The sequence below is a fragment of the Humibacter sp. RRB41 genome, from assembly GCF_022761015.1.
Taxonomy (GTDB): Bacteria; Actinomycetota; Actinomycetes; order Actinomycetales; family Microbacteriaceae; genus Humibacter.
Map to the genome: position 1 here is coordinate 1,035,187 of NZ_JAKWJQ010000001.1, position 25,865 is coordinate 1,061,051.

Genomic DNA, 25,865 nt, shown 5'->3' on the forward strand with positions numbered 1-25,865 from the left:
TTCGTTGCGGCAATGGAAAGCAAGACACACGATAAACGGACGTTATCGATAACACCAGCCTCGGCTGCCGAAATGACCGGAATCAATGAGCGTTTGCGTGTCGCAAAAGCACACGACGGGATCGCTAACACTCCGAATGGCTCGTCATCTCATCGGTGCAGAGCTACGCAAAAGCACCGATGACCGTCTCGAGGTCAAGGAGCAGCGGTCGAACCCCGCACGATCAACTGCGGCTCGATGGTCTCGACGGGGGGCACGGCGCCGGGATGCGCAATGGTGCGAAGCAGGTGCTCCACCGCGAGGCGTCCCATGTCAGCGAACGGCTGCGCCACGGTCGTCAGCGCGGGCGAGCAGTACTCGGCAAGCGAGATGTCATCGACCCCGACGATCGAGATGTCGCCCGGAACGGCGCGTCCGAGCTCGCCGAGTGCGCGGATGACTCCGAACGCCATCTCGTCGCTGGCGACGAAGGCGGCGGTGACCTCGGGAATGCGACCGAGAATGAGCCCTGCCTGATAGCCGGATGCCGGCGACCAGTCCCCGGTCAGCTCAGGTGCGACCTCTCGCCCTGCGGACCCCAGAGTGTTCCGCCAGCCCCGTGTGCGGCTCGAGGCGTCGAGCCATTGCCTTGGCCCGGCGACGTGCCAGACCGTCTCGTGCCCCAGATCGAGCAGATGCTGCGTTGCCAGCCGTCCCACTTCGGTCTGGTCGATCGCCACGACCTCAGTCGACTCGGTGCGCGAACCGTCGATCGTGATCGTGGGCAGCGCGCGAGTGAGCTCGTCGATCGCCGCGTTCGTGTTGATCAACGGCACGGCGAGAACGATTCCTTCGACGCCCTGGTCGGCGAGCCGTGACATCGCCTCCTGGATCTCCGACGCGTCCAACGATGGCGTCGTGACGGAGTTGACGATATAGCCGGCCTCGGCGGCCGTTGCTTCGATGCCGACTGTGACGGCGGTGCGCGAGTAGAACCCGGTGCGGAGCGTGACGACGCCGAGCGCACGGCTGCGGCCGGACGAGAGGGCGCGCGCCGCGTTGTTGCGGCGGTATCCGAGTTGTTCGACTGCCGCGAGCACTTTCGCTCGTGTCGCCGATTGCACGTTCGGGTGTCCGCTCAGGGTTCGTGAGACCGTCTGTGCCGACACGCCGGCCAGCCGGGCGACGTCGGTCATTCCTGGTGCGCGACGTGGGTGGGCCTTCGAGTCTGTGGTTCTCATGTGGTCCGATCACCTGGGCGGATGTGCTCCCCAATCGTAAGCCAACGCAGGGGTTCGGGGCGCGAAGACCCGCCAGCGGCGCTTCAGGTTGTTAGCGATATCATTGTGTGTCATAGTCTCAGCTATGAAGCATCTGCTCGAGGCTGAGTGCAACCGTCAGCGTGAGAACGCGCCTGCAGTCACCTATGCCGATGGCGAGTTGCTCCGAGGCGGTCTGCCCTATCGACTGATCGCCGGCAGCATGCACTACTTCCGTGTGCATCCTGCGCAGTGGCACGATCGCATCGCGAGGCTCGCCGATCTCGGTGTCAACACGCTCGACACCTACGTCGCGTGGAACTTCCACGAGAAGGTCGAGGGCCGCCCGCAGTTCGACGCGTGGCGCGATGTCGAGCGCTACGTCGAACTCGCCGCGGATGCCGGACTCGATGTCGTGGTGCGGCCCGGCCCGTTCATCTGCGCGGAATGGGACAACGGCGGACTCCCTGCCTGGCTCACGGGCCGCCCAGGAATTCGGTTGCGCAGCACCGACCCGTTGTTCTTCGACCCGGTGCAGCGCTGGTTCGACGCGCTCGTGCCGAGGCTCTCCGCTCTGCAGAGCGCGAACGGTGGCCCGATCATCGCGTTCCAGGTCGAGAACGAATTCGGCAGCTACGGCGATGACCAGGACTACCTCGGTCGGCTTCGAGACAGCCTCACCGATCGCGGCATCACCGAGCTGCTCTACACGGCGGACGGCCCGACGCAGCGCATGCAGCAGGCCGGATCGATTCCAGGGGTGCTGGCGACTGCCACCCTCGGGTCGAACCCGCTCGAGGCGGCGCGGCTCCTCCGATCCCGCAGAAGTGACGAGCCCTTCGTCTGCGCGGAGTTCTGGAACGGCTGGTTCGATCACTGGGGCGAGCAGCACCACGTTCGCTCGGCTGGCGAAGCCGCTGTCGTCGTGTCCGACATCGTCGAAAGCGGTGGCTCGGTCAGCATCTACATGGCTCACGGGGGCACCAACTTCGGACTCTGGGCGGGCGCCAACCACGACGGCACTCGGCTCCAGCCCACGGTGACCAGCTACGACTCCGACGCGGCGATCGCTGAGAACGGCTCCCTGACGGCGAAGTATTTCGCGCTCAGGTCGACCCTGTGGCCGGCCGTGCAATCCGGAGGGTTCCCGTTCGACCGCAGGCCGGCGACACTCGAACCGCGAGTGCTGAAAGTCGAGCAACGCGGCGCGCTTCTCGACTCGCTCGTCGCGGCATCCCATCCGGTCGCGGATGACCATCCGCTCACGTTCGAGTCGATCGGGCAGTCGTCGGGCCTTCTCCTGCACGAGAGTCGGCCAGTGCTGTCACTCGGTGAGAACGTGATCGAGTTCACGGGTGTACACGACCGGGCGGTCGTCTACGTCGACGGCGAGCGGGTCGGAGTCATCGACGATGTCGATGGGAACCTCACGATCGCGGGTTCCGCGCACTCCGTTCGGCTCGAGGTGTTGGTCGAGAATCAGGGGCGCATCAACTACGGTCCGCTGCTGGGCCAAGGCAAAGGGATCCTGGGCCGAGTGCGCATCAACGGCCAGGATGTGATCGGGTGGACGAGTCGGGCGCTCCCGCTTGACGAGTGGTCGGGCGAACAGCTCGCCGATGCACGAGCGGGAACCCCTGGCGGTGGCACGGGGTTCGCGACCGCTGAGCTCGATGTCGCGCGGCCGGCGGACACCTTTCTCGCCCTGCCGGGGTTCGGCAAGGGCTTCGTGTGGGTCGGTGACGCATTGCTCGGGCGCTACTGGGAGATCGGGCCGCAGCGCACGCTCTACATCCCTGCGCCGTTCCTGGCCGAGGGGCGCAACGTGATCACGGTGCTCGAGCTGGAGCACTTCGGCGATCGCGTCGAACTCCGTGACGTCCCAGACCTCGGACCCGAGGAGGTCTACGTCGAGACGTTCGAGTGACCAGATGTCGCGGCGGGCAGCGGGGGCGGTGACCACCGTGCGGCAGCGAGGTCGATGCGGTATCGACCGGTGACGGCGGTGCGGGATGCCTGCTCTGTCGTCAGACCCCGCAACGGCGTCCGCTCCTCGAGGTAGTGCTCCAGTGCACGCTCCTCGTGCTCGGCCGGCGGTTCGCCGCTCGCGCGGATGACCCGCCACCACGGCACGTCCGACCCGTAGAGCGCCATCACCTGGCCGACGACGCGCGCGCCGCGTGAGCCCAGTTCCGCGGCGATCTGGCCGTACGTCATGACGCGACCGGGCGGAATGTCGGCGACCACCTCGAGCACGGCTTCGACGAAGGATTCGGCGTGACGAGGCATCCGTGTCTGCGTGTCAGGGGTGGCGGCTACAGGTCCATCGCGCCGATGACTTCGCCGTACTGGGTCTCGCCGATCGCCGTGAACCCCGCCCGGAGGAAGAACTCCTGCGGACCGGCCTCGCCGAGCTCCCAGATGACGTAGAGCCGGTCGAGCCCGCGCCGGCGGGCCTCGTCTGCCAGCGCGTTGACGGCGAAGCTGCCGACGCCGCGGCCCTGATCTTCGGCGTCGACGTTGATGCGCCAGAGGATCGAGCGGAACTCGTCGTCGGCATCCACATCGAAACTGCCCATGATGAAGCCGACGACCTCCGTGTCGTCGACGACGACACGCTGCCACGTGGTGTTCGGGTCGTTCACGGCCGCGGCGGCCGAATACGACACCGGAGTGATGAACTGCTCCTGGCCCGGCTTCAGTGTGAGCGCGTTCGCCGCGGAGATGTTCGACGCGGACAGTTCCTCGAGTCGGAGCTCAGCCATGGCCATAGCGTAACCCGACGTGAGACGGGGGGTCCACCCGGGAGGCTATGGACTGCTTCTGCGTTCGCCGAGGACGTAAGCCCGCTACAGCGTGATGATTCACGCCGCGCCGTTATTCGAGACGTGACACGCTCTGCAAGGCGGTGGCTGTGCCGTCGCCGGCCTCGGCCGTCTCGCCAGGTCGACGGCGGCGCGCCCGGCGGGGACGGGCGCGCCAGACAACTACAGCGCGGCGATCGCCTCGTTGAAGGTGTGCGACGGACGCATCACCGCGCTGGCCTTTGCCGGGTCAGGCAGGTAGTAGCCGCCGATGTCGGCAGGCCGGCCCTGCACGGCGAGCAGCTCTTCGACGATGGTCGACTCGTTCGCGGCGAGGGTCTCGGCGAGCTGCGTGAACACGGCGGCGAGCTCGAGGTCGTCCGTCTGCTTCGCCAGCTCCTGCGCCCAGTACAGGGCGAGGTAGAAGTGCGAACCGCGGTTGTCGATCGTGCCGAGCTTGCGCCCCGGGCTCCGGTCGTCGTCGAGGAAGGTCGCCGTCGCCCGGTCGAGCGCGTCGGCCAGGACCTTCGCGGCGGGAACATCCGCGAACTCCGCGTACTTCTCGAACGACGGCACGAGGGCGAAGAACTCGCCGAGCGAGTCCCACCGCAGATAGTTCTCCTGAAGGAGCTGCTGCACGTGCTTCGGCGCCGATCCGCCGGCGCCGGTCTCGAACAGCCCGCCGCCCGCGATGAGCGGAACGACCGAAAGCATCTTGGCCGAAGTGCCGAGCTCGAGAATCGGGAACAGATCCGTGTTGTAGTCGCGCAGCACATTGCCGGTGACCGAGATGGTGTCCTCGCCGTTGCGCATGCGCTCCAGCGAGTACGCCGTGGCGAGCTCCGGTGCGAGGATCTCGATCGTCAGCCCTGTCGTGTCGCCGACCAAGTCGGCGTCTGCGAGGTAGGTGTGCACCTTCTCGATGAGCTGCGCGTCGTGTGCTCGGGTCTCGTCGAGCCAGAAGACCGCGGGCGTTCCCGAGGCGCGGGCGCGGGTCACGGCCAGCTTGACCCAGTCGCGGATCGGGATGTCCTTGGTCTGGCAGGCGCGCCAGATGTCGCCCGGCTCGACCTCGTGCTCGAGCAGCACCTCGCCTGCCCTGTTCAGCACCTTCACCGTGCCTGCAACCGGAATCTCGAACGTCTTGTTGTGCGAGCCGTACTCCTCGGCCGCCTGAGCCATCAGGCCGACGTTGGAGACCGATCCGATCGTCGCCGGGTTCAGAGGCCCGTTCTTCTTCACGTCCTCGATCGTCGTGGCGTAGACGCCGGCGTAGGAGGAGTCCGGGATGACGGCGAGCGTGTCATCCTCGCGGCCCTCGCCGTCCCAGAGCTTTCCCCCGTTGCGGATGAGCGCGGGCATCGACGCGTCGATGATGACATCGGACGGCACGTGCAGGTTGGTGATGCCCTTGTCGGAGTTCACATACGACAGACGCGGACCCGCGGCGAGGGCGATGTCGATCGCCTCGCGAATCCGCCCCCCGTTCGGCAGGGCGTCGAGCCCGGCGAGGATGGCGCCGAGGCCGTCGTTGGCAGACAGGCCGGCCGCGGCGAGGTCGTCTCCGTACGTCGCGAAGACATCCTTGAAGTAGGCGCGCACAACGTGACCGAAGATGATCGGGTCGGAGACCTTCATCATGGTCGCCTTGAGGTGCACCGAGAAGAGCACGTCCTCTGCCTGCGCCCGCGCCATCGCGTTGATGAGGAAGGCATCCAGCCGGGATGCCGAGAGCACCGTCGCGTCGACGACCTCGCCCGCGAGCACGGGCAGCCACTCCAGCAGCACGTTCTGCTCGCGGTCGGTAGTCTCGAGCACGATCGTGAGCGTGTCGTCGGCCGGGATGGTGACCGACTTCTCGTTGCTCTTGAAGTCGTACTCGCCCATCGTGGTGACGGTCGTCTTCGAGCCCTCGCCGAACGCCTTGTTGGTGTGCGGGTGCTTCTTCGCGTACGCCTTCACCGACTGGGGTGCGCGGCGGTCCGAGTTGCCCTGGCGCAGCACGGGGTTCACGACCGATCCGATGGCCTTGAAGTACTTGGCGCGGATCGCGGCCTCTTCATCGTCGGCTGGTGAATCCGGGTAATCGGGAACGTCGTAGCCCTTCTCCTGCAGCTCCTTGATCGCAGCCTTGAGCTGGGGGATGGAGGCGGAGATGTTGGGCAGCTTGACGATGTTCGCCTCGGGGCTCGCCGTCAGTTCGCCGAGCTCGGCCAGCGCGTCGTCGGCAAGGTCGAACTGCGCGAGGATTCGTCCGGCCACCGAGATGTCCCGCGTCTCGAACTCGACGCCCGCCTTCTCGGCGTACGCGGAGACGATGGGAAGAAAGGAGTAGGTCGCCAGCAGCGGCGCCTCGTCGGTGTGGGTGTAGATGATTTTCGCCATCGCGTTCTGCGCGCTCCTCTTGAGGGAAAAATAATCTTGACGTCAAGATAAATTGTCTGGCTTCGACGATACCCGACGGCGCCGTGTGGTCGAAATGCACGGGGCCCCGATGGACGTCTTCCACCGGGGCCCATCGAAACGTCTGGCCGCTACTTGGTGCTGCAGACCGTGCTCACGCCCGATGCCGCACTCGACAGTGCGGTTGCATCGCTCGACAGCGCGGTCGTGTCGGCGCTGGCGGGGTCCTTCGCGTACGACGTGAAGTCGTCGGTGAACTTCTTGTAGGCATCCGACATCGCCTGGGCCTTCGCCTTGACGCCGGAGTCGGTGATCTTCTTCACCGTGGCGTCGAACTTGTCGGCGGCGCTGCTGAGCTTGTCGGCAGCGCCGGTCGGATCGCTCGTCGCATCGGAGACCGCATTGTTCGCCGTCGTGTTCAGGGTGCTAGCGGCCTTGGCGAGCTCGGCGCACCCGGCCGCCTTGCTGAGCCCGGCCGCTGCGCTGCAGCCGCTGAGCATGGTGCCGGCGAGCACGGTGGCCGCCGCGATCATGGCGAGTCTGTTTCGGGTCTTCACAGTTTCCTTTCCCCCCACCAGGTGACCGGTGGACCGCTCGGTTCGCCCGCAGTCGTCGATCACAGGCCCCGCACACCCTACCGGTTGCCTATGAACAAGCAGTGCCGGAGCGTACCGGCGTGTCTGCCCGTGTTCGAGCGCCGTCGGCGAGCACCGGCATCCTGAATCGCGATGGGCCCGACACGGGCGACGGTGTGACCCCGTTGGGGTCCCGGCCGGCGTCCGGGGCGGACGATAGTCTCGAGCACACGTTCGCGTCAGGACGCGACGCGATGGATTGCGGGGTGGCGGTGCGCGCAGGGAGCAACCTTCCCGCCGTTGGCGGGTACAACCAGGCAGTCATCCTGGATGCCGTCCGGCGCGCGACCGAGGGCGTGAGCCGCGTCGAGGTGGCGGCGAGCACCGGGCTCTCGGCACAGACCGTGACGAACATCGTGCGTCGCCTGATGGACGACGGGTTGGTCGTCGAGGCCGGAACGAAGGTGAACGGGGTCGGCAAGCCGCGCACCATCCTGCGTCTCGAGCCGCACGGTCGGTTCGCCGTCGGGGTGCACCTCGACCCGTCGGTGATCACGTTGGTGCTGCTCGATCTCGCGGGGGAGGTGGTCGCCCACCGCACCCTGAGGACGACTCCTGAGGCGAAGGCGTCCCGCACCGTGGCGCGGATCGTGCGGGCGGTGCTGGCGCTGATCAGCAGAGCAGGGGTGAGCCCATCACGCGTCATGGGCGTCGGCATTGCGGCACCCGGGCCGATCGACGTCACCACAGGTGTGGTACTCAACCCGCCGTTGCTGACCGGATGGCACGACGTGCCCCTACGTGACGAGCTCGCGGATGCGTTCGGCCTGCCAGTGATCCTGGAGAAAGACGTCACGGCTGCTGCCATCGCCGAGCTGTGGATGGACACGGCGGGCGAACGCAGCGACATGATCTTCATGTATTGCGGAACGGGCGTCGGCGTCGGCGCGGTCTCTCGCGGCGAGGTCATGCGAGGCTTCTCCAACAATGCGGGAGACATCGGGAGTGTGATCGTCGGCGATGTCTCGGGCGACGATGCCGACGAGCCGTCGAACCGTCGAGGAAGGCTCGGCTGGGCGCTGTCGCCGCGTCTGATGGTCGAAGAGGCCATCGCGCGTGGCGTTGTGGCGGGCGATGCCATGACGATGACGTCCGCCGAGGTGGCGTCGGCGTTCGCGGAGATGATGGTTTCCGACAGCGATCCGCGGGTGGCGGGGCTCGTCGACGACGCTGTCACCGACATCGCCCAGGCGATGCTCATCCTGGTGAACCTGCTCGACGTGGACCACGTCGTCTTCGGCGGCCCCTACTTCGCACCGCTCAGCGATGCTGTCTTGAGCCGCGTCCCTGACATGGTCATGGGTTCGTCTCTGTACCGGCTTCCGCACGCCGTCACGTTCAGCGAGTCCGCCATCGGCGATGACGTGGCGGCCATCGGTGCCGCCTGCCTCGTGCTGGATCACACGCTGTCGCCCCGGGCTCAGGGCCTGCTCATTCCGCGCTGATCGGCTGCCCGCGTCATGCGGCCGCGCTCCGGGCAGCATCGAGCGGCGGGTCGCGTGACCCGCCGCTCGATGGATCCGATCAGGTGACTCGGGCCACTCAGGCGACGACGTCGAGCACGGGCGCGATCGTCTTGTTGGCGGCGCTCTCGTATGCGGCGAGCAGCATGCCGAGCACCTGGATGCCTTCCTCCTCGGTGTGCGGCGGGCGGGCACCGGAGGTGAGGCAGTCGGCGAAATGGCCGATCTCGGCGACGAATGTGTCGACGGGCTCGTAGCTGAACGAGTCCTCTTCGCCCGAGCGCAGGCGATAGCTCACCGTCGTGCCGTCGCTCGTGAGCGAACCGAGCTCGCCCACCGCTGAGAAGCGCTCCGTCGAAGCTGCCGGCTCATACGCCCAGCTGGTCATCATCTGCCCGACCACTCCGCCCTCGAAGCGGATGAGCACCTGTGCGCTGTCTTCGCCCTCCATGAACGTCAGCCGGTGGGTCGACAGCATCGCCGTCGCCTCAACGGGCTTCGCGCCGGCGAGGTGCAGCAGAAGATAGCTCGGGTGATACCCGGTGTCGATGAGTTCGCCGCCGCCGGATGTGGCGGCGTGCGCGCGCCATCCCATGTTGGCCGGATCGAAATCGTTGTAGAACGAGTCGGTGGTGCGCACCTCGTAGACCTGGCCGATCGTGCCCGATTCCAGCAGTTCCTTGGCTTTGGCGACGGCGGGCATGAAGAGCTGGTTGTGTGCGCACATGAGGTTCACCCCGCTCGTTTTGACGGCCTCGTTGACGCGTCGCGCCTCTTCTGCGCCCAGACACAGCGGCTTCTCGCAGAGCACATCGAGACCGGCCTCGGCAGCGGCGATGATCGCGTCGGCGTGCAAGTGGTGCGGCAGGCAGATGTCGACCGCATCCAGGTCTTCGTTCGCGATCATGTTCGTGTAGTCCGTGTACGCCGTGGCGCCGAGCTCCTCGCCACGATCCGCCGCGGTCTGCTCGAAGGCGTCGGCGACGGCCACGACGGCGATTTTGTCGGCGTGCGCCAGGTAGCCGCGGATGTGAGCGCTGGCGATACCGCCACCGCCGATGAGACCGACCCTGATCATCGGTGGTCCTCCGTCTTTCCCGTCTGTGCTGCGTTGTTGGATGCCACCACGAGCCGCGTGAGCTCGACCGCTCGAGCGATGTTGTCATCGGCGCGAGTGCCGTTGTCGATGTGGTCGACCCACTGCGAGAACGCGTTTGGCAGGTCGTCGGGCACCGGGATGCGTTCGATCTCCTGCCCCTTGAGCGCCACGGTCACGACATCGTCGAGCTCGGAATAGCTGAGCCATCCGCTGGTGCCCCCGACCTCGATGAGGAACGGGTCAGGCGACACGACGCCGGCCTCGATCACCCCGATGGCGCCGCCAGGGTATGTCACGGTCACGACCGCATTGTCGTCGACGGGCCGACCCGTGACGTACGTGTACGTCGACGAGACGGTCAGCGGTGTCGCGCCGAGGATGAGCTGCGTCAGGTAGACGGGATGACATCCGAGGTCGGTGAGTGCAAGGCCGAAGGCGGCTTCCGGGTCATAGAACTGTTCGGGCAGCCAGTTCGCCACGGCGCCGTCGTGGGAGAGCCTCACTCGGCTGTAGTTGACCGCACCGAGGCGTCCCCCGGCGAGCACGTCCTTCACGACCTGCGTGTAGCCGTGATACAGGCGGGGGAGCGAGACGACGAGCTTCACGCCGTTGTCGTCGCAGGCGCGGATGATCTCCTCCGCTTCCGCCACCGTGGGCGCGAGCAGCTTCTCCGTGAAGATGTGCTTTCCGGCCCGCGCGGCCTTGACCATCACGTCCCTGTGATCTTTCGTCGACGTCGTGACGGTGACGGCGTCGATGTCGTCACGGGCGAGCAGATCGTCGAGGTCCGGCACGAACTCGACGCCGAAGCGTGCAGCAGCCTCCCGTCCGCGATCGGCATCGTCATCCCACACCGCGACGAGGTCGGTGTCCGGATGCTGTGTGGCTGTTGTGGCGTAGTCGCCTGCGTGCACGTGCCAGAAACTCAGCACGGCGACGCGGAGTCGGGTCTTGGCCGACATGTCTTCTCCCTCGTTGATGATGGCGTCGTCCGTGAGGCGCGCAAGGTGCACGTGACGGCACGACGCATGCGCTGCAGGACATCCTGCGGGAGTCTCCGATAATCCGTCAAGTCATTTGATGAATTGCCATCCGCACGACGGCGAGTGTCACCCGAAGGCATCCGCACCGGTTTGTCGTGACATATTGACATCAATAAATGCAAATGATTTACTAACGAAAGTTCGACAGGGCCGTGCGCTCGAAAACCCCCTGCACCATCCCGAAATCCCCTGCACCATGAGGCAAAGGAGCATCATGAAGAAACGGATCATCGCCGCCATCGCGGTAGGAGTGGTCGCAGCTGCCGCACTGACCGGATGTTCGTCCGGCGGCGGCAGCGGTAGCAAGACCATCACGATCGCCTACGAGTCGTACGGCGGCAAGCAGATGCAGAACTACATGTCCCGCATCGCCAAGCAGTTCGACAAGAAGTACCCCGGATACACGGCCAAACTCGTTCCGATCCAGGCCGCTGAGAACGACTACTACACGAAGCTCGCGCTGATGAACAAGTCGGGGGCCACGGCACCAGACGTGCTCTACGAAGACACCTTCCTCATCAAGTCCGACGCAGCGGCCGGCTATCTCGCCCCGCTCGACAACAACGTGAAGAAGTGGAGCGATTGGTCGCAGTTCCCGGCCAACTCTCGCCAGGCCGGCGAGGGTGCCGATGGCAAGCTCTACGGCATCCCGATGGGCACCGATACTCGCGCGCTCTGGTACAACAAGGACGTTCTGAAGAAGGCGGGCATCTCGGTGCCGTGGCAGCCGAAGACGTGGAACGACATCCTCGATGCCGCGAAGAAGATCAAGGCGGCGGAACCGGGAGTCATTCCCATGAACGTCTATTCCGGTAAGGGCACCGGCGAGGGGTCCACGATGCAGGGCTTCGAGATGTTGCTCTACGGCACGCAGAATCAGCTGACCACGAGCAGCGGCAAGTGGGTCGCTGGGTCGACCGGCTTCAAGGACTCGCTGCAGTTCATCCACAACCTCTACCAGGGCGGCCTCGGACCGACAGCTCAGCAGGCTCTCGACCCGAACTGGGGCAACCAGACCCCGGCGCTCCTGTCGCAGAACAAGCTCGGAATCAGCCTCGACGGTTCGTGGGTCTCCAGCAGCTGGGGGACCGCGGGCGTCGCACCGTGGAGCAACTGGAACTCGGTGATGGGCCAGGCGAAGATGCCGACGCAAGACGGTGCTGCGCCCGGTGCGACGAGCATGTCGGGCGGGTGGACGCTCGCCATGGGTTCGAAGTCGAAGAACCCGACGGCCGCGTGGAACTTCATCTCGCTCGCTCTCAACAAGGACAACTCGCTCTACTACGCCACCAGCAACCAGAACATCCCGGTGCGCACTGACGTCGCAAGCGATCCGACTTACGTCAAGTCCAACCCGACGAACGCGTTCTTCGCCGGCCTGGTCAAGATCACGAACTTCCGACCAGCCACCTCCTCGTATCCCGCGGTGTCGAACAACATTCAGGTGGCCATGGAATCGGTGATGACCGGCCAGCAGACACCGGCGGCGGCACAGAAGGTGTTCGACCAAGCGCTGCCGCAGGCCGTCGGCGGCACGAAGAACGTGGTTACGAAGTAGGCGAACGACCATGACGTCGCTCACGCGAACCGCCGTGGCGACGAGCACCACCGGGCGGGGAGGGGCAACCCCTTCCCGCCCGCACCGTGCCCGTCGCGCATTGGGGCGGACCATACCTCTGATCCCGGCCATTGTGATGGTCGCGATCTTCCTGCTCGGGCCGGTGATCGAGGCGTTCTACGGCTCGTTCACGAACATGGCGCTGACCGGCGCCGCCGCGCAGAACACCACGTTCGTCGGGTTCCAGAACTATGTTCAACTGTTCCAGAGCCCGGACTTCCTCCAATCGGTCTGGCTGACCATCCTTTTCGTGGTCGGCAGCGCGATCATCGGGCAGAACGTTCTCGGCCTGGCCCTCGCCATGCTCATGCGCGCCGGCAACAAGGTGCTCACCGGGGTTGTCGGCACTCTCGTGATCACGGCGTGGGTCGTTCCCGAGGTCGTCGGGGCGTTCTGCGCCTACGCGTTCTTCAACGGGGGCGGCACGCTCAATGCCGTCCTCTCGATCGTCGGTCTCAAGGGGCCGGACTGGCTCTACGTGCTGCCGATGGTCTCCGTCATCCTGGCGAACGTCTGGCGCGGAACCGCGTTCTCGATGATGGTCTATTCAGCGGCGATCACCGAAGTGCCGGAAGAGATCACCGAATCCGCGGAGCTCGACGGCGCCAGCGGATGGAAGAGGCTGATCTACATCACGATTCCGATGATCCGCCGCAGCATCTCGACCAACCTGATGCTGACGACCCTGCAGACGCTGAGCGTCTTCGGCCTCATCTACATCATGACCGCCGGAGGTCCAGGTACGGCCAGCTCGACGCTTCCCGTACTCGCATACCAAGAGGCGTTCAAGTTCTCGCAACTCGGCCTCGGCACAGCCATCGCCGTCGTGATGCTCATCATCGGCGCCGTGTTCTCGGTCATCTACATCAGGGCTCTCAAACCGGAGGTCGACTGACATGAAACTGTCCTCTCCATCCGGCCGCGGGCTGAAGATCGTCTCGAACACGGTTCTGGTGATCATCGGGCTCTGCTTCTTGCTGCCGCTGTTGTGGCTTCTGGTTGCGTCGTTCGACGGCACCGCGAACCTGACACTGAAGCTGCCAGCACCGTTCACGATCGACAACTTCACCTCGGTGCTGACCCCGAGCCTGGCGTTCGGGCCGTTGTGGAACAGCGTCGTGATCTCGTTCGGATGCGCCATCATCACGATCGTCATCGCGGTCCTGGCCGCCTACCCGCTGTCGCGTTACCGCATGAGGATCAACAAGCCGTTCATGTACGGGATCCTCTTCGGCACCTGCCTGCCGATCACCGCGATGATGGTGCCGGTCTACAACCTCTTCGTCTCGCTGAATCTGCTGGACTCGATCTGGGGAACGGTGCTCTTCATGGCCGCCACCAGCCTTCCCATGGCGATCTGGATGATGAAGAACTTCATGGATTCCGTGCCGATCACCCTCGAGGAGGCCGCCTGGACCGACGGCTCATCGATGATGTCCACCCTCACCCGCATCGTCGTCCCGCTCATGCGGCCGGGCCTCGCTGTGGTGTTCATCTTCGTGTTCGTGCAGGCGTGGGGTAACTTCTTCATCCCGTTCGTGCTGTTGCTCAGCCCGAACAACATGCCGGCATCCGTGAGCATCTACCAGTTCTTCGGACAGTACGGCGCTGTCGCCTATGGCAAGCTCGCTGCGTTCTCCCTGATCTACTCGGTGCCGGTCTTGGCCCTGTACGTCGTGACGTCGCGGTTCCTGGGTGGCGGGTCGGCGCTCGCCGGAGCAGTCAAGGGCTGACGCGTTCCGTCCGCCTCCTCGTTTGTCCACCGCCTGCACGCACTACCAAGGAGCATCACGTGCACGATGATTCACGCCTCGTCCTCGAGCGCATCACCCGTTTTCTCGGTGAGCGGATCTCGCCCGCCGTCTATCCGGAGCGCATCCCGCTCACGCTGACGGCGTGGGATGTCCCCGACGAGCCGGTGCCGTTCGCCGAAGCGGTGACGCAGCGGTTCGAGCCGTTCGCGGCAGGTTCGCCGTGGAGCAAGCCGTGGGGTACCACGTGGTTCCACGCGGTAGGCGACGTGCCCGATGCGTGGCGCGAGACATCCGCCGGGCGGAGTGTGGAGATGCTGGTCGACCTGGGGTTCCAGGGTGATCACCCTGGATTCCAGGCCGAGGGGCTGGTGTTCGCGCCGGACGGCACGACCGTGAAGGCGGTCGAACCCTTCAACACGTCCGTCGCTGTCGACGGCGACACCGTCGACCTGTACGTGGAGGCGGCATCCAACCCGGACATCGGCGGGTCGTGGGCGTGGGGTCCGACGCCGTTGGGTGACAAGGCCACGGCGGGCACCGACCCCATCTACACGCTTCGCGGCATCGACCTGGCGTTGCGCGACGTGACGGTGTGGGAGCTCGAACGCGACGTCTGGACGCTGCTCGGTTTGCAGGCCGAGCTGCCGCGGCAGTCGACCCGGGCTGCGCAGATCCTGCGCGCTCTCGAGCGGATGTGCGACGCAATGGACCCGCACGACGTGGCGGGAACGGCCGCGGCCGGACGGGAGGCGCTCGCCGGTGTGCTCGCCGACGAGGCTGCAGCCAATGCGCACAGGATCAGTGCGGTGGGTCACGCTCACATCGACTCGGCTTGGCTGTGGCCGACGCGCGAGACGATCCGCAAGTGCGCCCGCACGTTCTCGAACGTGCTCGCCCTGATGGACGACTATCCGGACCTCGTGTTCGCGTGCTCGTCGGCGCAGCAGTACGCCTGGATCAAGGCGTACTACCCGGAGCTCTTCGAGCGCATCCGGGTGCGTGTGGCCGAAGGACGGTTCGTCCCGGTCGGCGGTATGTGGGTGGAATCCGACACGAACATGGTCGGCGGCGAGGCGATGGTGCGGCAGTTCGTGGCCGGCCAGGGCTTCTTCGAGCGCGAATTCGGTGTGCGGGCGACCACCGGATGGCTGCCGGACTCGTTCGGCTACACGGCCGCGCTGCCGCAGTTGATGGCAGGTGCCGGCATCGAACAGTTCGTGACGCAGAAGATCTCCTGGAACGAGACGGACACCTTCCCGCACCACACCTTCCTCTGGGAGGGTATCGACGGGACGCGCATGTTCACGCACTTTCCGCCGATGGACACCTACAACTCGATACTGTCCGGCGAAGAGCTGGCCAAGCAGGATCGCCAGTATGCCGAGAAGGGCGAGGCGAACTCGTCGCTCGCGCTCTTCGGCCACGGCGACGGCGGTGGGGGACCGACGCGCGAGATGATGGCGGCCGCGCACCGCACGAAGTCGCTCGACGGGTCGCCTCGGGTCGCCGTGGAGACGCCTGAGGCCTTCTTCGGCAGGGCGAAGGCCGAGTACGCGCATCCGCCGGTCTGGTCGGGAGAGCTCTACCTCGAGCTGCATCGTGGCACCTACACCTCGCAGGCGCGCACCAAGCAGGGCAACCGGCGAAGCGAGCACCTGCTGCGCCAGGCGGAGCTCTGGGCGACGACTGCTGCGGTGCGCGGCGGCACCGACTATCCGTACGAGGAGCTCGAGTCCGCGTGGCGGACCGTGCTGCTGCAGCAGTTCCACGACATCCTGCCCGGGTCGGCGATCGCGTGGGTGTACCAGGAGGCGGAGCGTAACTACGCGGAGCTGGCCGAGCGTGTCGGCGGGCTCATCGACGACGCGCTGGATGCGCTGGGCGGGGCGGCGGATACCGGCACCGCCGAGGCGAGCGCGGGCGTCCTCGTCAACGCAGGACCCGTGCCGGTACGCGGCGTGCCCGCGCTGGGAGCCGGGGTGCCGGATGCCGCTGTGCAGGCATCCGTGCACCGTGACGGTGACACGATCGTGCTCGAGAACTCCCACGCGAGGTTCACCCTCGACGGCACGGGCCGGGTGGTCTCAGCGGTCGACGCTGCAAGCGGGCGCGAGGCGATCGCGCCGGGGGCATCCGCTGGGCTGCAGCTCTTCCGTGACACCCCGAACAGATGGGATGCCTGGGACATCGATCAGCACTACCGCCGCCACGAGACCGATCTCGACACGGCGGTCTCGCTCGAGGTCGACGAGCAGCGCGGCGCGGTGCGCGTCACCCGGCACGTCAGCGAGTCGACGATCGAGCAGGAGTTCACGCTCGCCATCGACACGGCGACGCTCGAGGTGACGACGCGCGTCGACTGGCACGAGCGGCAGAAGCTGCTGAAGTTCGCGTTCCCGCTCGACGTGCGTGCCGAGCGCGCGGCGTCGGAGGTGCAGTTCGGGCATGTGTATCGAGCGACGAACGAGAACACCTCCTGGGACTTCGCGCGTTTCGAGACCGCAGCGCACCGCTGGGTGCACGTGGGGGAGCCCGGCTTCGGCGTCGCCGTCGCCAACGACTCCACCTACGGGCACGACGTGACGCGGCAGCCTCGCTCGGGCGGCGGAACGACCACGTTGGTGCGGCAGTCGCTGCTGCGTGCTCCGCTGTATCCCGATCCGGAGGCCGATCAGGGCGAGCACGTCGTGCGGTCCTCCCTCACCATCGGCGCCGGGATTGCGGATGCCATCGCAGCCGGTTACGCGCTCAACCTCCCGTTGCGCGCAGGTGCGGCTCCGATCGAGCCGCTCGTCGTCGTCGACGGCGAAGGCGTGCTCGTGGAAGCAGTGAAGCTCGCGGAGGACCGCTCCGGAGACGTGATCGTGCGACTGTACGAGGCGCTCGGGCGGCGTACCAGGGCGGGCGTGCGATTCGGCTTCGCGGCGGACTCGGTCGTGCAGACGGACCTGCTGGAGCGGGAACCGGGCGACGCCGATGCATGGGACGCCGGCACGGGCATCCTGTCGCTGCGACCGTTCCAGGTGGTGACGTTGCGCGTGCGTCGGGGGTGAGCGCGGCCCCGGCGACGAGTCGCCTGTGCGGCACGGCCGGAAATGGCCTTTGCTCTTGGCGTCAGCGCGCATAGCGTGAACGTCATGTCGACACCCCCGGGAGCTCCGAACAGCTCCTGGGTGCGCGAGCTGGTGCGCACGAAACGGGCGCCGATCCCTTGGGACCTCGCCGTGCTCACCGCGATCGCCGTCGCCGTCCCGGTCGGGCTGTCGCTCGCGCTCATGGCGGACGATCCCGCGATCCTCGGCACGGGCATCCTGGTGTCGATGGGTGCGCTGGTCGCGTCGCTCTCCGATCGGGGTGGCCCCGCCGTCGATCGGGTGCGTCGTATCGGTGTCACGACCTTGTTCGCGGCCGTCGGCTTGAGCGTCGGATGCCTCGCCCTCGGCAACGACATCGCCACCGTGCTCGTCGTGGTCGCCGCTGCGCTCGTCTCGGGGCTCGCCGGCGTGGTGAGTGCGAATGCGTCGCAGGCCGCGCTGCAGTTCCTGGTCTATGCGGTGGTGGGTTCCGGCATCGACTTCGGGCTGCGTCCGCTGTGGCTCGCCCCGCTCATCTTGGTGGTCGGCGCCGCGTGGCGGCTCGCGCTCACGGGAATCGCGATCGCCGTCGGCGGCGGCCGCACCAGGGCGCCGGAGCGCCAGGCCGTCGCGAAGGTGTACTACGCGATGGCCGCCCAGCTCGACGCGTCGGGAACCGTTACCGTCGACCAGGCGAGACGCGACGTCACCACGGCGATGAACGAGGCGTACGACCTTCTTGTCGCCGCGCGTACCACGCTGGCAGGTCGCGACCCGCGATGGCGCAGCATCGTCACCCTGCTGAACGCCGCGACGCCGATCGTCGAAGCCGTCACCGCGGTCTCCGCCGAGGGTGAGCGTGTGCCGGCACAGGTGCCGAACGCGCTGAGATCGCTCGCCCGCTCCATCGAGGACAAACACGCTCCACCGCCCGTGCTCCCTCCTGCCGACCGTTCGACGCCCGGCCGTGCAGCGCTGTCGTCATCGTTGCGGCTGGTCGGCGCGCTGCTCTCCGGCGAGGACCCGACAACGACCACGGTCCCCATCCAGCGACCGGATGCCGTCGGCCTGCCCCGTCGCACGGTGAGCGACCGGTTGCGCGCGGCCTACGACCACCTCTCCAGCGGTGGCGAGACGTGGTTCGCCGTGCTGCGTCTCGTGGTCTGCGTGGCGGTCGCCGAGGCCGTGAGCGTGTTGCTCCCGCTGGAGCGGCCGTACTGGATCATGCTCACGGTCGCCGTCGTGATGAAGCCCGACTTCGGCTCCGTGTTCGCCCGTGCAGTGCAGCGAGGTCTCGGCACGGTTGTCGGCGTGCTGATCGGCGCGGCGATCGTCGTGGTCCTGCCGCTCGGCTGGCCGCAGATCGTCGCGCTCGCCATTCTCGCCGGGGCGATGCCCATCGCGATCCGCCGCAACTACGGCCTGTTCTCCATCTTCATCACGCCCGTGATCGTCATCCTGCTCGAGCTCGCCCACAGCGGCGACGTCGGCCTCATCATCAGCAGGGTCACCGACACGCTCATCGGCTCGGCGATCGTGCTCGTGATCGGCTATCTGCCCTGGCCGTCGACGTGGCGCTCTGCCAGGCAGTTGGGCGGCAACGTCGCGGACGTCGTCGGCGACGTCTCGGGCTATCTCACGGTGGCGCTCGCACCGCCGAGCAGCCCGGACGATGCCGAGAACACGAGAACGGATGCCCGCGACCGCTCCTCCGCCCGCCGTGCAACGTACCGCCGGCTCTCCGACCTGCGCACCCTTGTGCAGCAGACGCTGGCGGAGCCGCCGCCGATCAGCACCTCCGCGGCCGCCTGGTGGCCGCAGATCGTCGCGCTCGAGCGGGTGACGGATGCCATCACCTCCACCGCGATCGGCGCGGCGCAGTCGCGGCAGCATGCCGACCCCGGCGATGTGGAGCGCCTCGAGTCGGCACTGGACGACCTCGCCGACGCGATCCGCACCCGCCGGTCGCCCCGGCCGGTGGAGCTCCCCGACGAGGGGCTGCTCGGCTCGATCGGAGACGAGGTCGCGGCGGCGCGTGCAGTGCTCGCATCCTGAACCACGCGTACTCAACAGGCCGTGCCGAGCGGCTCGACGCTGTCGCCGGTGAACGATACTGTGCACTACATGCCCACGATCGACACCATCGGCGACGACCGGGCGATGGCGCTCATCAGGGCCAGTGTGATTCCGGATGCCGCTGCGCTCGCTGACACGCTCGTCGCGGGCGGCATCCATGCGATCGAATTCACGTATACGACGCCCGACGTCGAGACGCACATCACCAGGGCTCGCAGCACCGATGCCGTGATCGGCGCGGGAAGCGTGCTCACTACGGCGCAGGCGCGCAGCGCCCTCGACGCCGGGGCGCAGTTCCTCGTCACGCCGGGCCTTTCGGCAGGGGTCGCCGAGGTTGCCGCCGCCGCCGGTGTGCCGATGATGATGGGCGCCTTCACGCCGAGTGAGGTGATGCAGGCGCTCGCCCAAGGGGTCTGGGCCGTGAAGGTCTTCCCCGCGCAGACCGCTGGACCCGATCACTTCGCGCACCTGCTCGGGCCGTTGCCGACATCCCGCCTGATCGCCTCCGGCGGGGTCGATGCGAGCAACGCACTGTCGTTCCTCAGCGCGGGCGCCTATGCGGTCACGGCGGGGTCGTCGGTCGTGCCGGCCGAGGCGCTTGCAGACTCGGACTGGGCAGACATCCGTCGCCGTGCCGCCGCGTTCACCGCGGCACTGCGGTCATGAATGCTCGAAACCTGAAAAGCTAGGACACATGCTGCTTCCGCGTCCCACATCCCTTCTCATCGGCGAGGGCGACTTCGAGGTGACACGCGCCACCCGCATCACGGCGCCGGCCGAGCTGTCGTCGGCCGCGTCCTGGCTGCAGGGGGCGTTGCGCCCGGCGACCGGATACCCGCTGGAGACCGGGCCGGGCGGTTCGATCGTGCTGGAGTGGAATCCCCAGCTGGCGCCGGAGGGCTACACCGTCGACGTCTCGCTGACCGAGGTGCGCGTCGCCGGAGGCGGTCCGGCGGGCGTTTTCTACGGATGCCAGTCCCTGGTGCAGCTGCTGCCCCCGCAGATCTACCGCAGAGGTCGCGTGCTCGGCGTGCCGTGGACAGTTCCTGTGCTGCAGATCGAGGATGCCCCGCGCTTCGCCTGGCGAGGCGCGATGCTCGACGTCGCGCGGCACTTCATGCCGAAGCACGACGTGTTGCGGTTCATCGACCTGATGGCCATGCACCGGTTGAACACGCTGCACCTGCATCTCACCGACGACCAGGGCTGGCGGGTCGAGATCCAGCGGTATCCGCGACTCACGGAGGTGGGGTCGTGGCGACGCGAGAGCCAGCTCGGCGCCGCATCTTATTCCCGCGGCGACAGTCGTCCGCACGGCGGCTTCTACACGCAGGACGACCTGCGCGAGATCGTGGCGTACGCCACGGAGCGCTCGATCAACGTCGTGCCCGAGATCGAGTCGCCTGGACACACGCAGGCGGCGATCGCGGCCTACCCGGAACTCGGCCTGGGGCGTGAGGACACCGAGCCGCTCGGCGTCTGGACCCGCTGGGGCATCGACGACAACGTCATCAATCTCGAAGAGTCCACCGTCGAGTTCTTCACGAATGTGCTCGACGAGGTGCTGGAGATCTTCCCGTCGCCGTACATCGGCGTGGGTGGCGACGAATGCCCGAAGACCGGATGGCGCATCGACGAGCGCACGCAGCAGCGCAAGGCGGAGCTCGGACTGACCACGGAGGACGAGCTGCAGAGCTGGTTCATCCGCCGGCTCGACGACCACCTCTCCCGGCGAGGGCGCCGCCTGTTCGGCTGGGACGAGATTCTCGAGGGCGGCTTGGCTGACGGGGCGACCGTGGCGTCGTGGCGGGGCATGGCGGGTGCAGTGGCCGCAGCGAAGGCCGGCCACGACGTGGTCTCGTGCCCCGACAACCAGGTGTATCTCGATTACCGGCAGTCAGACCGCTCGGACGAGCCGATCCCTGTCGGCACGGTGCTCACCATCGCCGACGTCTATCGCTTCGAGCCGGTGCCGGCGGAGCTGACACCCGAGGAGGCGACTCACGTCCTAGGCGGCCAGGCGAACATCTGGACCGAACACATGGACTCGCCGCGCACCGTCGACTACTTCGCCTTCCCAAGGCTCTGCGCGCTCGCCGAGGCGCTCTGGCTCGACGGCGAGCGGGACTACGACGAGTTCGCCGACCGGCTCGACCAGCACCTCGCGCGGCTGGATGCCTTCGGCGTCGAGTACCGCCGCTCCAGCGGCCCGCAGCCGTGGCAGCAGCGGCCCGGCGTCACAGGTCGCCCGGTCACGCCGCAGCAGCGCACCGCGTACTTCGACTCCCTGAGCTAGTGAGCGAACAGGCGGGCGCGGAATGGGATGCCGAAGCCGATCACTTCGATGAGGCTCCCGACCACGGCCTTCGCGACCCGCACGTGCGCGGCGCGTGGCGCGAGCTGCTGATCCCGCTGCTTCCGCCGCCGCCCGCACGGATCGCCGATCTCGCCTGCGGCACGGGCAGCCTTTCACTCCTGCTCGCAGAGGCCGGCCACGAGGTCGTCGGTCTCGACGCCTCCGAACGGATGCTCGAGCACGGGCGGGCGAAGACGCGAGGCCTCGCGAATGCGACCTTCGTTCGCGGGGATGCCGGGCATCCGGCGCTCCCGTCCGCCACGTTCGACGTAGTGCTGGCCCGGCACGTGCTGTTCCTCTTCGACGACCCGGCCGCCGTGATCCGCGCGTGGGCGAGGCTGCTGCGCCCTGGCGGCAGACTCGTGCTGGTCGAGGGATCGTGGTCGACGGGTGCAGGCATCACGGCCGAGGAGTGCGCGGCCATCGTCGAAGCGTCAGCCACCGGCCTTGTCGTAGTCGACCTCGCGGCGCGCGATGAACTGTGGGGCGGCCGCGTCGACGACGAGCGGTACCTCGTCGTCGCCGAGGTCTAGAGAAAGATGTCGGGGAACAGCTCGTCCTCCGAGACGCCGGGAGAGTATTGCGACAGGTCGATCACGCCCGCGTCGGCGAGCACCTCTTCCACGATGAGCGACCTGCCGGTGAACTCGCGTGACGGCGTGATGAGCACCTGGTAGGCGGCATCCGCGTAGATCTCGGGCGTGCGGCTCTTGGCCAGCAGCTGTTCGCCGCCGAGGATGTTGCCGACGGCCGCCGTCTTGATCGTGGTGCGCGGCCAGAGCGTGTTGGCGGCGATGCCGTCACGTGCGAACTCCGCGGCGAGTCCGAGCGTGACCATGCTCATGCCGTACTTCGCCAGCGTGTAGCCGGTGTGCGAGCCGAGCCACTTCGGGTCGAGGTTGATCGGCGGGCTGAGCGACAGGATGTGCGCGTTGGCCGCTTCCTTCAGGTGCGGGATCGCGGCGCGCGACAGCATGAACGTGCCGCGCACGTTGACATCCTGCATCAGGTCGTAGCGCTTCGGTTCGAGTTCGAGCGTGCGCGAGAGGTTGATGACGCTGGCGTTGTTCACCACGATGTCGATGCCTCCGAACTCGGCCACCGTCGCCGCAACGGCTCGGGCGATGTCGGCGTCGTTGCGCACATCGCCGACGACCGGCAGCGCATTGCCACCCGCTGCCCGGATCTCGTCGGCCGCGGTGTGGATGGTTCCCGGTAGCCGCGGATCGGGCGTATCGGTCTTCGCCAGCAGCGCTATGTTCGCGCCGTCGCGCGCGGCGCGTGCTGCGATCGCGAGTCCGATGCCGCGGCTGCCTCCCGACATCAGGATCGTGCGGCCGTTCAGCGTGTTCGTCATGGTGTCTCCTTGAGATGGTCAGCGGGATGCGCGGGACGAGCGGGCGACGAACGCGGCGACGCGGGCGCGGGCATCCGCAGAGTCGAAGGCGGCGCCGATCGTGCGGGACTCGTCGTCGAGCCCGTCGGCGTAGCTGCGCCCGACACTGCCTCGCACCAGGCGCTTGGCCTGACCGAACGCGCCGGACGCGCCGGCCAGCCAGTGCTCGGCGATAGCTCGCGCACGCGACGCGAGCACGTCATCCGGCACGACCTCGGCCACGAGACCCCATTCCTGGCCCTCGACAGAGGTGAGCGTGCGATCGGTGAGCAGCAGTTGGAGCGCGCGCCGCACGCCGACCGCCTGCGGGAGCAGAGTGCTCACGCCGCAGTCCGGAGTGAGGCCGATGTCCGCGTACTTCGAGACGAAGAACGCCGCCTCGCCGGCAACGACGTAGTCGGCGACGAGCATGAAGCCGAGTCCGCCTCCGGCGACCGCGCCCTGCACGGCGGCGACGATGGGCTTGGGCGTCTGGCCGAAGATGCGGTGTCCCTCGTGGATCACGTCGGCCAGGTGCGAGACCGTCTCGCCGTTTCCACCGAGCGTCGCCATCGCAGCGACGTCGCCGCCGGCACAGAACGCCGGGCCGGCCGCGTCGAACAACACGGCGCGGATGTCGTCGCGCTCTGCGACCTCCAGTGCGAGATCACGCCACCTGATCGCAGCGACGTCGTCGATCGCGTTGAGCCGTTCTGGCCGGTTGAGGGTGATGTGGGCGAGGCCATCGGAGACGTCGAGAAGAATCGTGTCGCTCATGTCTCGGCAACCTACCCCGTCGAGAGCGCCGCCGGTGGGTCGTCTGCAGGGTGCGCACAGGGTGACCTGCGCGGCGCGCGCGGATGCTTGTAGGCATCCGTAGCCCGCGCCCTTCGCATCGAAGAGACCGCCGTGCCGAGGATCGGCGCGACACGCCCGCCAGCCGCCTGTGTGGCGACGTGTCGCGTCGAGTCCCGGCACGGCGGCGCGGAGCTCGTTTCGAGGTCAGGAGCCCGGTGTGGTCATCCCTTCACGGCGCCGGCGGACATGCCGGTGACGAGATGGCGCTGGATGACGAGGAAGAAGATCACGACCGGCAGCGCGAACAGCACGGATGCCGCCATCTGCCCGCCGTAGTCCGTGCCGGTGGTCGGCGTCGAGAACGACACGAGCCAGATCGGCAGCGTGTACATCGTCTGATCCTTCATGAACGTGTACGCGAGGATGTACTCGTTCCACGCGGAGATGAAAGCGAAAACGCTCGTCGAGATGACGCCCGGAACGACGAGCGGGAAGAGCACGCTGCGCAGCGTGCGCCACGTGCTGGCGCCGTCCATCATCGCCGCTTCCTCGACCTCGACCGGGATGGTCACGAAGAACCCGCGCAGCGTCCAGATCGAGAACGGAAGCACCGATGCGACGTAGGCCAGGATCAACCCGAAATAGGAGTCGAGCAGGCCGAGGTCGTTGAAGATCAAGAACTGCGGGATCAGCAGCGCCGTCGCAGGAAGCATCTGCACGGCCAGGATGACGATCATGATCACCCGGCGGCCGCGGAAGCGGAACCGGCTGAGAGCGGCCGACGCGAACAGGGCGAGCGCCAGCGAGATGATCAGGGCGCCGATGACCACGATGAGGCTGTTCAGCAGGTCGCGCAGGAAGTCCGACTGGGTGATCGCGACGACGAAGTTCTGCACCGTCGGCTGGTACGGGACGAAGTGCGGTGTCGGGTTCATCACCTCAGCACGCGGCTTGAAAGCCGTGTTGACCATCCAGTAGACGGGGAAGATCCACACGATGCTGAAGACGATGGCGACGATGTTCGTTCCGACCCGTGGGCGGCGACGCCGCCTGCGGGTGCGCCGAGCGGGAGCGACGACCGTCGGGCGGTCGATCGAGGCGGTAGCGGTCGTCGGTGCGGTAGTGGTCACAGTTCTTCTCCCGACCGAAGCAGGCTGCGGATGTAGAACCCGCTGATGATGAGCAGCAGCACCGTGGTGACGATGGAGATGGCCGCGCCGGTGCCGATCTTGAACGTGTTGAACGCCATCAGATAGGTCCAGATGCCAAGGGTCGCTGTCGTGTTGTTCGGACCGCCCTGGGTCACCAGCCAGATCTGGTTGAAGACGTTGAAGTCCCAGATGATCGAGAGAACCGTGATGAGCAGGATGGTCGGGCGCAGGTAGTTGAGAACGAGTGTGAAGTAGATTCGCGGCTCGCTCGCGCCGTCGATCCTCGCCGCCTCGATGTACGCGGGATCGAATTGCGTCTGCGCCGCGTAAGTCGTGAGCGCGATGAACGGAACGGCCTGCCACACGATGAGCATCCAGATGCAGAACAGACCGAGGAACGTGTTGTTGCTCCACGCCAGGTTCGTGACGTCGCCGAAGATGCGCAGCTGGGTGAGCATCCAGTTGATGACGCCGAAGCCGGGCTCGAACAGCCAGTTCCAGACCTGAGCGGAAGCGACGTTGGGCATGGCCCAGGCGAAGATGAGCACGACCGTCACCACGTAGCGCATGACCTTGCCGAGACGCGCGAGAAGTTCCGCGACGCCGACCCCGATCACGAGGCTTCCGACTACGAGTGCTGCCGTGAACACGATCGTGAGCAGTGCCGACCACCAGAACTGCGCGCTGGTGAACGTGTCGATGTACTGCTGGAACCCGACGAAATTGAAGCTGCCGACGAACAGCGTGCGCGAGTTGAAGTCGGTGAACGACGTGAAGAGCAGGAAGAGGATGGGCGCGACGATCAGCGCGATGATCACGATGCCCGCAGGCGACACCAGCCAGAGCGGTGCGGAGCGGGACTGCTTGGAGAAGTGGCGAGGGGCACGCGGCCGCCGCCCGCTGGGGGCGGCGGCCGCGCCCTCGCCTGCGACCGTTGTCACAGTTGAGGAGCTCATGGTTGCTTTCGGTCGGATCGAG

21 protein-coding genes are annotated in these 25,865 nt (G+C 67.0%); 10 read left to right on the plus strand and 11 right to left on the minus strand.

The annotated features are described in order from the left end of the window. Positions 1–194: 194 nt before the first annotated feature. Complete coding sequence (locus MJ603_RS04860) at positions 195–1,175, minus strand: LacI family DNA-binding transcriptional regulator (protein ID WP_243062516.1); 981 nt, start codon at positions 1,173–1,175, stop codon at positions 195–197. Between the two features lie 169 nt (positions 1,176–1,344). Between MJ603_RS04860 and MJ603_RS04865 the strand changes: the two genes are divergently transcribed. After that, positions 1,345–3,165, plus strand: a complete 1,821-nt coding sequence (locus tag MJ603_RS04865; RefSeq protein ID WP_243062517.1) for a beta-galactosidase family protein — start codon at positions 1,345–1,347, stop codon at positions 3,163–3,165. On the opposite strand, the gene MJ603_RS04870 is transcribed toward MJ603_RS04865, so the two are convergent. The 4 genes from MJ603_RS04870 to MJ603_RS04885 all read right to left on the minus strand — a co-directional run bounded on the left by MJ603_RS04870 (position 3,144) and on the right by MJ603_RS04885 (position 7,002). After that, positions 3,144–3,527, minus strand: a complete 384-nt coding sequence (locus tag MJ603_RS04870; RefSeq protein ID WP_243062518.1) for an MGMT family protein — start codon at positions 3,525–3,527, stop codon at positions 3,144–3,146. The two genes, MJ603_RS04865 and MJ603_RS04870, sit on opposite strands and share 22 nt — an antisense overlap. A gap of 26 nt (positions 3,528–3,553) precedes the next feature. Beyond that, a complete protein-coding gene (locus MJ603_RS04875) occupies positions 3,554–4,003 on the minus strand; it encodes a GNAT family N-acetyltransferase (RefSeq protein WP_243062519.1) in 450 nt (149 codons plus the stop codon). Positions 4,004–4,225: 222 nt separating this feature from the next. Further along, positions 4,226–6,427 carry an NADP-dependent isocitrate dehydrogenase gene (locus MJ603_RS04880; protein ID WP_243062520.1) on the minus strand — a complete coding sequence of 734 codons (2,202 nt, stop codon included), beginning with the start codon at positions 6,425–6,427 and terminating at the stop codon, positions 4,226–4,228. 149 nt (positions 6,428–6,576) lie between these two features. Next, complete coding sequence (locus MJ603_RS04885) at positions 6,577–7,002, minus strand: hypothetical protein (protein WP_243062521.1); 426 nt, start codon at positions 7,000–7,002, stop codon at positions 6,577–6,579. A gap of 119 nt (positions 7,003–7,121) precedes the next feature. On the opposite strand from MJ603_RS04885, the gene MJ603_RS04890 reads away from it, so the two are divergent. Then, on the plus strand, positions 7,122–8,525 hold the full coding sequence (locus MJ603_RS04890) for an ROK family protein (protein ID WP_243062522.1): 1,404 nt from the start codon (positions 7,122–7,124) through the stop codon (positions 8,523–8,525). A gap of 97 nt (positions 8,526–8,622) precedes the next feature. On the opposite strand, the gene MJ603_RS04895 is transcribed toward MJ603_RS04890, so the two are convergent. Further along, complete coding sequence (locus MJ603_RS04895) at positions 8,623–9,621, minus strand: Gfo/Idh/MocA family protein (RefSeq protein WP_243062523.1); 999 nt, start codon at positions 9,619–9,621, stop codon at positions 8,623–8,625. After that, positions 9,618–10,604 carry a Gfo/Idh/MocA family protein gene (locus tag MJ603_RS04900; protein ID WP_243062524.1) on the minus strand — a complete coding sequence of 329 codons (987 nt, stop codon included), beginning with the start codon at positions 10,602–10,604 and terminating at the stop codon, positions 9,618–9,620. The genes MJ603_RS04895 and MJ603_RS04900 overlap by 4 nt, the downstream gene beginning before the upstream one ends. A gap of 295 nt (positions 10,605–10,899) precedes the next feature. On the opposite strand from MJ603_RS04900, the gene MJ603_RS04905 reads away from it, so the two are divergent. From MJ603_RS04905 to MJ603_RS04940, 8 genes are all read left to right on the plus strand, one after another. Beyond that, complete coding sequence (locus MJ603_RS04905) at positions 10,900–12,243, plus strand: extracellular solute-binding protein (RefSeq protein WP_243062525.1); 1,344 nt, start codon at positions 10,900–10,902, stop codon at positions 12,241–12,243. A 10-nt stretch (positions 12,244–12,253) separates the two neighbouring features. Continuing rightward, complete coding sequence (locus MJ603_RS04910; RefSeq protein WP_243062526.1) at positions 12,254–13,198, plus strand: carbohydrate ABC transporter permease; 945 nt, start codon at positions 12,254–12,256, stop codon at positions 13,196–13,198. A 1-nt stretch (position 13,199) separates the two neighbouring features. Continuing rightward, complete coding sequence (locus MJ603_RS04915) at positions 13,200–14,036, plus strand: carbohydrate ABC transporter permease (protein ID WP_243062527.1); 837 nt, start codon at positions 13,200–13,202, stop codon at positions 14,034–14,036. Between the two features lie 59 nt (positions 14,037–14,095). Continuing rightward, positions 14,096–17,110: a glycoside hydrolase family 38 C-terminal domain-containing protein gene (locus MJ603_RS04920; protein ID WP_243062528.1), complete on the plus strand. Its 3,015-nt coding sequence runs from the start codon at positions 14,096–14,098 to the stop codon at positions 17,108–17,110. A gap of 84 nt (positions 17,111–17,194) precedes the next feature. Then, a complete protein-coding gene (locus MJ603_RS04925) occupies positions 17,195–19,186 on the plus strand; it encodes an FUSC family protein (RefSeq protein WP_243062529.1) in 1,992 nt (663 codons plus the stop codon). A gap of 69 nt (positions 19,187–19,255) precedes the next feature. After that, on the plus strand, positions 19,256–19,873 hold the full coding sequence (locus MJ603_RS04930; protein ID WP_243062530.1) for a bifunctional 4-hydroxy-2-oxoglutarate aldolase/2-dehydro-3-deoxy-phosphogluconate aldolase: 618 nt from the start codon (positions 19,256–19,258) through the stop codon (positions 19,871–19,873). Positions 19,874–19,901: 28 nt separating this feature from the next. Then, a complete protein-coding gene (locus MJ603_RS04935) occupies positions 19,902–21,503 on the plus strand; it encodes a beta-N-acetylhexosaminidase (RefSeq protein WP_243062531.1) in 1,602 nt (533 codons plus the stop codon). After that, positions 21,503–22,096: a class I SAM-dependent methyltransferase gene (locus tag MJ603_RS04940; RefSeq protein WP_243062532.1), complete on the plus strand. Its 594-nt coding sequence runs from the start codon at positions 21,503–21,505 to the stop codon at positions 22,094–22,096. The genes MJ603_RS04935 and MJ603_RS04940 overlap by 1 nt, the downstream gene beginning before the upstream one ends. Here the strand turns inward: MJ603_RS04940 and MJ603_RS04945 are convergent. From MJ603_RS04945 to MJ603_RS04960, 4 genes are all read right to left on the minus strand, one after another. Then, on the minus strand, positions 22,093–22,920 hold the full coding sequence (locus MJ603_RS04945; RefSeq protein WP_243062533.1) for an NAD(P)-dependent oxidoreductase: 828 nt from the start codon (positions 22,918–22,920) through the stop codon (positions 22,093–22,095). The genes MJ603_RS04940 and MJ603_RS04945 overlap by 4 nt on opposite strands. Positions 22,921–22,938: 18 nt before the next feature. Further along, the gene (locus MJ603_RS04950) at positions 22,939–23,715 is read right to left on the minus strand and encodes an enoyl-CoA hydratase/isomerase family protein (RefSeq protein ID WP_243062534.1); all 777 of its coding nucleotides are present in this window, start codon (positions 23,713–23,715) and stop codon (positions 22,939–22,941) included. Positions 23,716–23,957: 242 nt separating this feature from the next. After that, positions 23,958–24,866 (minus strand): carbohydrate ABC transporter permease, encoded by a 909-nt coding sequence (locus MJ603_RS04955; RefSeq protein WP_243062535.1) that lies wholly within the window; start codon positions 24,864–24,866, stop codon positions 23,958–23,960. Next, on the minus strand, positions 24,863–25,843 hold the full coding sequence (locus tag MJ603_RS04960) for a carbohydrate ABC transporter permease (RefSeq protein ID WP_243062536.1): 981 nt from the start codon (positions 25,841–25,843) through the stop codon (positions 24,863–24,865). The genes MJ603_RS04955 and MJ603_RS04960 overlap by 4 nt, the downstream gene beginning before the upstream one ends. Positions 25,844–25,865 lie beyond the last annotated feature (22 nt).